Below are 9,282 nucleotides of genomic sequence, written 5' to 3'. Positions count from 1 at the left end.
GTAATAGATGGAACAGGTACGGCTGTTATTGATAAAACAACGGGTGAGCTTACTGCCGGCAATCCAGGTACAGTAACAGTCCAAGCAACAGCTGCCGATGAAAGCGGAGTTGTAGGCAGCACGATCCTTACGATTACGGCAGTCCAAGTCCCTGTTGCTTCGATTACGTTAACAGGTGATTCCAGCGTGCTGGTTGGTCAGACGTTAACCGTTGACGCGACCGTTGCTCCTACTAATGCGACGGACAAATCAATCGAGTGGTCTGTTGAAAACGCAACAGGCACAGCGACAATTAGCAAAAGCGGAGTATTGACGGGTGTTTCAGCAGGAACGGTTACCGTTAAAGCAACGGCTGCTGACGGCAGTACCGTTTTTGGAACAAAAATAGTTGAGGTTAAAGTAAGCTCTGGCAGCGGTGGCGATCATGGTAATCCGACACCTACTCCAGCGCCAACAACAAAGCCTGAAAAAACACCTGAACCAAAACCGACAGCAACGCCTGAAGTGAAATTTGATCAAAATGTGATTCAAGTGGAAAAAGTGATATCCAGCTTAAACAAGAAAGTAGAGGAAGCGAAAGCTAATCCTACTGATGTTGAGTTCAAAGACACAAAATCTCACTGGGCTGGGGCAACCGTTCATATTTTCGTGAAATTGGGGATTGTAAACGGATATGAGGATGGTTCCTTCCAACCTAACGCAAGTATTACCCGCGCCGAATTTGCTACCATTATTGCAAAGGTATTTGACCTCTCTGCGATGGGTGATAAAAATAAGCTAAGTGACGTTTCCGACCACTGGGCTTCAGCATCAATTGCTGCTTTAACTGAAAGCGGCATTATCTCAGGGTACGAAGATGGCACATTTAAACCAAACAAAGAAATCAGCCGTGCAGAAATTATTTCCATTATTTCTAAAATCATTGATCTTAAAGCTGTAAACACAGCTTCAGTGCCTGCTTTCACAGATATTGATGGAGCTTGGAACAAAGAGCAAATCAAGCAAGCAGCAGCGGCAGGAATTATTAACGGAGCGGGTAATGGACAATTTGCGCCAAACAAACCATCATCCCGCGCTGAAGCATTAACGATTATTTTACACACGCTTCAAACCAATGCGGACCTAAAAGCAATATTGGAAGCTTTAAAATAATAAATGCATAGTGCTTTCATACAAAAAGCCTGCCGTATGGCAGGCTCAGGCTGTCGAGAAAGTCTCGACAGCTCTTTTTATGTTGAGTTAATTTAATTCGACACAGATCTCGTTAAATTACTGACTGAAAGAATGATAAAGAATTGCTTTGTTTTATGGAAAATTATTCTCTTTTTCATTGGCTTTCCATAGCTGCAGACCAATCATATTTACATCAATAAAATCACTTTGCGCAATTCTTTGAACGCATCAAAGGACCCCTAAAATTTATAGGAACCTCATCAACTAAAAAGATTAACATTTGATGGGTTTTCTGTCGATAGAATAGGAGGGTATTATATAATAATTTGGAGGAATGTATCATGGATAAAAGTCCTAAATCATTTGTAGCTGCATTACTATTTTGTTTTTTCTTGGGAGGATTTTCCATACATCGGTTTTATGTCGGGAAAATAGGCACAGCTATCTTACAAATTATCACTTTAGGTGGATTGGGAATTTGGTTGCTGATTGACCTAATTATGATTATTGTAGGAAAGTTTACGGATAGTGAAGGCAGAAGAATCTCGGCATAATTTAATTACATAAAAAACTAGAGGGCTCCACCTGTTAAGGTAGAGCCTTTTTTTTCACTCAGTCGTTTGGGTGAAATTGAATATAAGAGGTATCCATTCCCCTCGTCTCCGCCATCATTAACACCATCCGCATGAGGATGGTTTTTTTTACATACATAAATAAAACATCGCAGCTGTATTTTGTTAATTTTGATATGAGCTTCGCAATTCATAACTGCAAATTCTTTCTCCCTATTCACTTTACTCAAATGCGATGCGGCCATAATATATGTATTGGAGTTTCAATTGCAAGCTAAGCGGGGATGCTAACGCTATTGAAATTATCGTAAAATAGTGGTTAGTGATACCATAGAAGTAGATTGGAAATAAAGAGGACGCGATTTTAATATGGGTAAAGACAGGAGATGATCGATTGAACGCTTCTTATTGGTTAACGAATGTAAGATTAGAACAGGGTTATGATATGGAAGATGGACAGGTCTCTGGTACGAAAACGAAAATTTGTCATTTACGAATTGAAAACGGTATTATTGCTGAAATTATAGGAACAGAACGGGATATTCAAAGTGAAACTGTTAAATATGATTGTAAAGAGTTATTGATGCTGCCTTCGTTCGAAGAGGCTCATATTCATTTGGATAAAACGTATTTCGATGGACCGTGGAAAGCGGTAAAGCCTGTATCAAGCATCTTCGAGAGGATTGAGGAAGAGAAAGTATTATTGCCTAAGCTCCTTCCAACGGCAAGACAACAAGCCGAAAGCATCTTAACTCTTATACAGGGATATGGGGCTACTCATGTTCGTACCCATTGTAATATCGAGCCTACCAGTGGACTGCAACGGTTAGAGGCGACTAAGCAGGCGCTAGATACATTTTCAGGTAAAATTTCATCGGAAATTGTCGCTTTCCCTCAGCATGGGCTTCTGCTATCGGATTCTGTTCAACTCGTAAAGCAATCTTTGGCAGAGGGAGCAACTCATGTTGGTGGAGTAGATCCATTCTCAGTGGATGGAAATATAGAGAAGTCACTGCAGACCATTGTAGAATTAGCGGTTTTGAATAATGCTGGTATCGATATTCACTTACATGATAGGAACGAAGCGGGCAAGCAAGCTCTGATGCGTTTAGTTGATCTGACCGAAGAGGCTGGTTTGCAAGGAAAAGTAACGGTTAGTCATGCGTTCTGGTTTGCAGGTGCGCAGCCACAAGAGGCGGAGGAAGTTGCTAAACGGATGGGATCGCTTGGCATGTCCGTTGCTTCGACGGTTCCGATTGGCAAGATGACGATGCCGCTCCCGATGTTAACTAAAAATGGAGTAGCGGTAAAATTGGCAACGGATAGCCTTACAGATCACTGGTCTCCCTTCGGGAATGGAGATCAATTAGATAAAGCAGGGCGATTCGCAGAATTGTATGGGTATAACGATGAATTATCACTATCTCAAGCCATCAGTTTCATTACTGGGGGGATAACGCCACTTGATTCAAAAGGTCAGCAGGTGTGGCCTAAGATCGGAGACGACGCGAGTTTTGTACTGTTGCACGCAAGCTGCACGGCTGAAGCGGTAGCGCGAAGAGCGGCGCGTCAAGCGGTATGGTACCAAGGGCGGCTTGTGAGTGGATCGTTGTAGGCATATTGTAGAGATATACGACGGCGAATTGTGATTTGCAAAATCGCAGTTTACCTCCACCATGCAAACCCACAACCTCAGCAGGTTGTGGGTTTTTGCTTTTTCTCAGATCGCTATGTGTCTGTGCAACACAGCGCTCTCCCTACAAGGAAGGATAAACCTGTAAAACAGCGAATATTGATTCATACTTGTTGTGAGGTGATGGAGGTGGACGGTAATCGCTCTATGAAGTCTACAAGTAGGAAAATAAGCTTCGTGTCTATGCTGCGCAATCGGTTTGTTTTCACCTCTCTTCGCAAACGAATCATGGTGTTTCTGACCGTTGGATTTGTAGGATATGCCATCCTAATGGCGTCTGTTTCCTATAATGCGATCTACACGATGCAGCGCGATAAAATCAAGACCTCTATGGCTTTTGATCTATACCAGCAAACGACAAAGTTGAATCAGATGTACAGTAACTTGCTTCAGGTTACACAGCAGATGACGCCGGAAGGTACGGTGGGCAACCTGATGGAGACGTATATCTCCACCGCGGACACGTATAGTCAGCGTCTTCTCTCTCGCGATATCGCCTACAACATTGGATTAATTACTTTTTCGAATCCGGCTATGGAGCTGGTGATGTATTATAATCCCGCAAGCGGAAATGCTTCTTATTCGAATTTGCCGCTGCGCGGTGACTTTACGCTGCAATCTTTGCCGAGTGTCGCCGGTACCGGGGAGCTGAAATACCAGTCCCCGCATAAATCCCTATGCCGATTCAGCGATGATTTGGTTATGTCGGTGACAAGAGAGGTTGAATTTTCAGACGGAACGAAATTAGTTGTTTATGTGGAAGCAAAGTCGGATATCTCCACCGTTATGAATTCGCTTACAGAAAGTTTGAGTATGCCCTATATGCTTGTTTTCACTGATACGGCGGGCTTGGTGACTTATAGCAGCAATTCAACTGCTTTTAGTGCTGGCCAGCGTCTCAGTCTAAGCGGGCAATCGGGAGTGACGGGCGGGTATGTATGGAACCGAATGACAGGTGACTATGGCTACGGCATCACGTTGCTGCTTCCTGTCTCCTTCTACAATCACGAGCTCTATACGTGGAAAAATCATATGTACTGGATTCTCGCTATTGCTCTTCTAATGATGTTTATGCTCACACTATTATTGCGGAGGATCATTAACAAGCCATTTCGACTAATCGAGAAGGAAATGAGGACGTTTGGCAAGGGATATATGGGTACCAGCCAATATCATACGGGGATCGATGAATTCGACCGGCTACTCGATCAATTTAATATTATGAAGCGTCAAATTCAGCAGCTGATTATGGATGTGGAGCAAAAGGAAAAGCGCCGTCATCAGCTGGAGATAGAGAAGCTAGCCTACCAAATCAACCCGCATTTTCTGATGAATACGCTCAATTCGGTACGGTGGCTGGCGGTTATGCATAAGCAGGCGGAGATTGAGAAGTTTGTTTCCTCGTTAATTTTTTTGCTGAACTATAACTTGGGTAAATCAGAGGATACGGCTACCTTCAGGTCGGAAATAGAGGTCATGCGAACCTATCTGGAACTGCAGCAGATGAGGCATGATTTTGAGGTGAAGCTGGATATTGCGGAAGGGGTTTATCTCGATAGTCCTGTCGCGAGGTTCATTCTGCAGCCCATTGTGGAAAATGCCGTCTGTCATGGCCTTGACGATAACGGCAAGCTGGAGATCAACATCTCGGCTGATGAAAAGGCGCAGATGGTGCGCATTATAATCCGTGATGATGGCAAAGGGCTGAGTCTTGAGACGCTTGCTTTGCTGCAGCGCGACACGCCGGATCAGCAGCAGACGGGTTGGGGAATTGGACTTCGTTATGTCAGGTCTATGCTGGAATCATCTTATGGCTATAAAGCTCGTATGAGTATAGAAAGCACTCCAAATCAAGGCACAACGGTTACTTTAACCCTTCCTTTTCTCCATCATAGAAAGGAGAGAGCGATTTGATTCGTGTATTAATTGTTGATGATGACAAGCTAGCGCGCAAAGGTTTGATTTCGATTATGCCTTGGTCCAATCACGATATGGTTGTTGTTGGAGAAGCGGCGAACGGCGCGAAGGCGCTGGAGTTTATGGAAAGTTATGAGGTGGACCTCATATTCGTAGATCTCTCGATGCCTGTCATGTCAGGTATGGAGCTGCTTCAAGTCACACGGCAAAGATTTCCGGAGCTGCGTTCTGTTATTTTATCTTTTCACGAGGAGTTTGAGATTGTGCAAACGGCTTATCGCATGGGTGTGCTCGATTATATTTCCAAGGTGCGCCTGGAATCAGAGGATGATGAGCAAATATTGAAACGAATCCAGCAGAAAATGACAGGAGAAATGATACCTCTTTCTGCCAAGACTCCTGCGCAACCAGCGCCTACGCATGGCCCTGAGCAAAACCTGGAGGAAGAAGAGTGGTGCAGGCTGGAGCAGGAGTGGCGCTCACACTACTGGCTCTATAATGAATCGGTTTTTCAGCGGTTATGTAAACAGACCATAGAAGCTAAGGTTTCTTTTCGCCGTCTGGAAGGGTTATTTATGCGTGTGCTGTCTCAAATTGAGCCCGTTATTCTACTCGCTGCAGAGCTCCGGTCTGATGCAGATGACGTCCGGTCTGCGGTTGAATGGATGCGCGATTACAGGAAACGTGTTTATGCGCAGGTTGCTTCATCCTCCGATTTTACCAATACGACAACCAGCATCCTAAAGGCTGTGTTATTCATTTGCGAGAAGGCTTCAAATACGCTGCATGCCGAGGACGTCGCTGATCATGTGCACATGAGCCGAAGTTATTTTAGTCAATGCTTTAAGAAGCTGACGGGTTCAACGTTTAATGAATACTTAAGACAAGAGCGGATAAGAGCGGCAGAGCGTCTGCTGTGCGAAACCAATCAGTCGATTGCCTGGGTTGCTCATGCCGTAGGCTATAACGACTCCAAATATTTCTCCCAGCTGTTCCATGAACAGACCCGTCTTTTACCCTCCGAATTTCGGGCCCAGTTCCACAAGGGGGAGGAATGACTACAACGGATCGAACAAATATCTACCTTGGCCTTGTACCTGGCGCAAAACACGGCACATCTGTCTGACTTTTTTTCCTAACTTCCAATGTACAATGAGAAGGCAAGAAACTAAGCAGTTGCTTACGAAGTAAGAATTGCTTGGCCATTCTTTTGAGGAGGGATTAGATGAAAAAGAATATGGCATTGATGCTTTCCGTCGTATTACTTGCTCTAAGTTTGACAGCATGTTCTTCTTCCAACAATTCATCGAATAATTTGAAAGCGTCTTCAAATCCAGACTCAAACGCTGCAAGCCCAGCACTATCGGGAGATGACCTGGCCTTCTCCAAATTTCCGAACCCTGTTGATGTCCACATCGGCATGGTGGTGGATCCGACAGACAAAACGCTGCCGGAAGGCGACAGTGTAAGCAACAACCAGTACACGCGCTATCTTAAGGAAAAGTACAACATCAATGTAATTGTGGATTGGACTGCGGCCACCGGCAACGATTTTAAGCAGAAGGTCAGCTTGACGATCGCATCGGGTAAGCTGCCGGACGGTATGGTCGTCGACGACCGCTCCTTCATGACCAAAGCGGCTAGCTCGGGACTGTTGTATGATATCACCGACATCTTCCAGCAATATCAGTCTTCACAGGTGAAGGATATTATGGCAAGCACTGATGGCCGTGCATTGGAAAATGCCAGCTACAAGGGCAAGATGGTTTCGCTCCCGAACATTACGGTGGATACCGACGGCGTTCATGTCTTATGGATTCGCAAGGACTGGCTTGATAAGCTGCAGCTGCCGGTGCCGAAGACGGTGTCCGATGTCGAAAAAACGGCAAAAGCGTTTGTTGATAGCAAGCTTGGCGGGGACAAAATGATTGGTATTGCCGGTCCTTCCAAAAATACGTTCCCTTATTCTACCTTCCTCGTCTCCTCTAACAATATGGGAGGATTCGATCCGATTTTTGGCGCGATGGATGCGTATCCGGGTTACTGGCTTGACAATGGTGACGGATCGGTAACATACGGAACGACGACGGACAATACGAAAAAAACGTTGGCTTTGCTGGCTGACTGGTACAAAAAAGGGCTTATTGATCCTGAAGTAGGTACCCGTGACAACGTAGGGGATCCGATTAATGCCAATCAGGCGGGGATTTTCTTCGGTCCATGGTGGAATGGCGGCTATGGCAACGGGGACTCCTTCAAAAACGATCCGACGGCTAACTGGCAGGCCTATCCGGTCTATTCTGACGATAACAAATGGAATGTGCATATGAAAACGACGGGCAGCACCTACACTGTTATTAGCAAAAATGCCAAACCGGATGTCGTCAAAGCCATTATGATCATGAATAATGCGCTTGTACGTGATGAAGCGACCTTTGATTTGTCGGTTAATGTGGCTTGGTATCCGCTTCGCAACGTTATGGCCGCGGCCAATGAGACGGAATATGAGTATGCAGAGCTTCTGAAAGTACTGAAAGGCGAGACCAATCCAGAGGATTATAATAAGCCGAACAGCTTGTACAAGCTGATGTATGCGGATGCGAAAAAGGTAAAAGACGTCATTAAGCCTCCGTACGACGATCTAAATGTCAGCAATTTCAGTACAGCTAACTTCGGAGATTTCCAGCGCTTGTACTCCATCATGATTGGTGATCGTCCGTTCACAACAATTCCAATTGATAAAAAGATCTTTAGCGTTACCTATAACCAAACTTCAACGATGGAAACGAAATGGGCTAACCTGAAGAAGATGGAGGATGAGACCGTTATGAAAATCATCCTTGGCCAAGCGTCCATCGACTCTTTCGATAAATTCGTGAAGGACTGGAAGTCTCAAGGCGGAGATGAGATCACAGCGGAAGTCGCCGAGCTCTTGAAGAAGTAACCGAGCATACTCTTGCAGAAGGCGCTGTCGGTTTTAAGTGCCTTTTGCAAGCTTTGTTATCCTGATAGGGAGACGGGAGGCTAGCCTTAGTGAGAAAATTAGGCCATCAGAAACACTATTATTTGATGCTGTTGCCGGGTATGGTCTGGCTTGTGATGTTCAGTATTGTGCCTATGTTTGGAATTCTGATGGCCTTTCAGGATTTCAATCCGGGAGCGGGGCTGCTTAAATCCGAGTGGGTGGGGCTCGAAAACTTCAAGTATATGTTTCAGCTTAATGACAGCAAGACGGTTATTGTTAATACCTTTATCATCGCAATCGGCAAAATCGTGCTTAATCTGCTCATTCCGCTCATCTTTGCCATATTGCTGAACGAGCTTCGCAGCATGCGCTACAAAAAGCTGGTGCAGACTGTCGTTTACCTGCCGCACTTTCTATCGTGGGTTATTATGTCAACGATTGTAATCGGAATTTTTGGCTATTATGGCGTTGTTAATACGGTTTTTGGAATGTTCGGCTTCGATCCTAAACTATTTATGGCGGATGCGGGGATATTCCGGCAGCTCATCATCGGTACTGATGTGTGGAAGGAATTTGGCTTTAACGCAATTATATATCTTGCGGCGTTAACAGGCATTAATCTCAATCTATATGAGGCGGCCGCCATTGACGGTGCCAATCGCTGGCAGTTGATTAGGCACGTCACGCTGCCTGCACTGTCAACCACGGTTGTCTTGCTGGGCGTCTTAAGTCTAGGCAACGTGCTGAACGCCGGATTCGATCAAGTGTATAACCTTTATAACCCGCTTGTGTATTCAACTGGAGATATTTTGGATACATGGGTGTACCGACTGGGTTTGCAAAATCTTCAATTCTCGCTCGCGACGGCGGCAGGTTTGTTCAAGTCGGTCATTAGCTTTGTGCTGATATTCATATCCTATCGTCTGGCGTATCGCTATGCCGATTACACGGTATTCTGAGGG

The 9,282-nt window shown here is 45.1% G+C and carries 7 protein-coding genes; all 7 read left to right on the top strand.

Features of this window, described 5'->3' with window-relative positions:
* A partial coding sequence (locus AC1DPK_RS29650) for an S-layer homology domain-containing protein (protein WP_477512486.1) occupies positions 1 to 1,152 on the top strand: 1,152 nt, incomplete at its 5' end.
* Positions 1,153 to 1,514: 362 nt separating this feature from the next.
* The gene (locus tag AC1DPK_RS29645) at positions 1,515 to 1,727 is read left to right on the top strand and encodes a TM2 domain-containing protein (protein WP_339206070.1); all 213 of its coding nucleotides are present in this window, start codon (positions 1,515 to 1,517) and stop codon (positions 1,725 to 1,727) included.
* A gap of 412 nt (positions 1,728 to 2,139) precedes the next feature.
* The gene (locus tag AC1DPK_RS29640) at positions 2,140 to 3,360 is read left to right on the top strand and encodes an amidohydrolase (protein ID WP_477512485.1); all 1,221 of its coding nucleotides are present in this window, start codon (positions 2,140 to 2,142) and stop codon (positions 3,358 to 3,360) included.
* Between the two features lie 207 nt (positions 3,361 to 3,567).
* Positions 3,568 to 5,352 carry a sensor histidine kinase gene (locus AC1DPK_RS29635; protein ID WP_477512484.1) on the top strand — a complete coding sequence of 595 codons (1,785 nt, stop codon included), beginning with the start codon at positions 3,568 to 3,570 and terminating at the stop codon, positions 5,350 to 5,352.
* Positions 5,349 to 6,413: a helix-turn-helix domain-containing protein gene (locus tag AC1DPK_RS29630; protein WP_477512483.1), complete on the top strand. Its 1,065-nt coding sequence runs from the start codon at positions 5,349 to 5,351 to the stop codon at positions 6,411 to 6,413. The genes AC1DPK_RS29635 and AC1DPK_RS29630 overlap by 4 nt, the downstream gene beginning before the upstream one ends.
* A gap of 167 nt (positions 6,414 to 6,580) precedes the next feature.
* Positions 6,581 to 8,299 carry an extracellular solute-binding protein gene (locus tag AC1DPK_RS29625; protein ID WP_477512482.1) on the top strand — a complete coding sequence of 573 codons (1,719 nt, stop codon included), beginning with the start codon at positions 6,581 to 6,583 and terminating at the stop codon, positions 8,297 to 8,299.
* 89 nt (positions 8,300 to 8,388) lie between these two features.
* On the top strand, positions 8,389 to 9,279 hold the full coding sequence (locus tag AC1DPK_RS29620; protein ID WP_076270718.1) for an ABC transporter permease: 891 nt from the start codon (positions 8,389 to 8,391) through the stop codon (positions 9,277 to 9,279).
* The last annotated feature ends 3 nt before the right edge of the window (positions 9,280 to 9,282 follow it).

Source organism: Paenibacillus sp. 01T424 (genome assembly GCF_056398745.1).
Note: the sequence above shows the minus strand (reverse complement) of the source record. Positions and strands in the feature narration are given on the sequence as shown.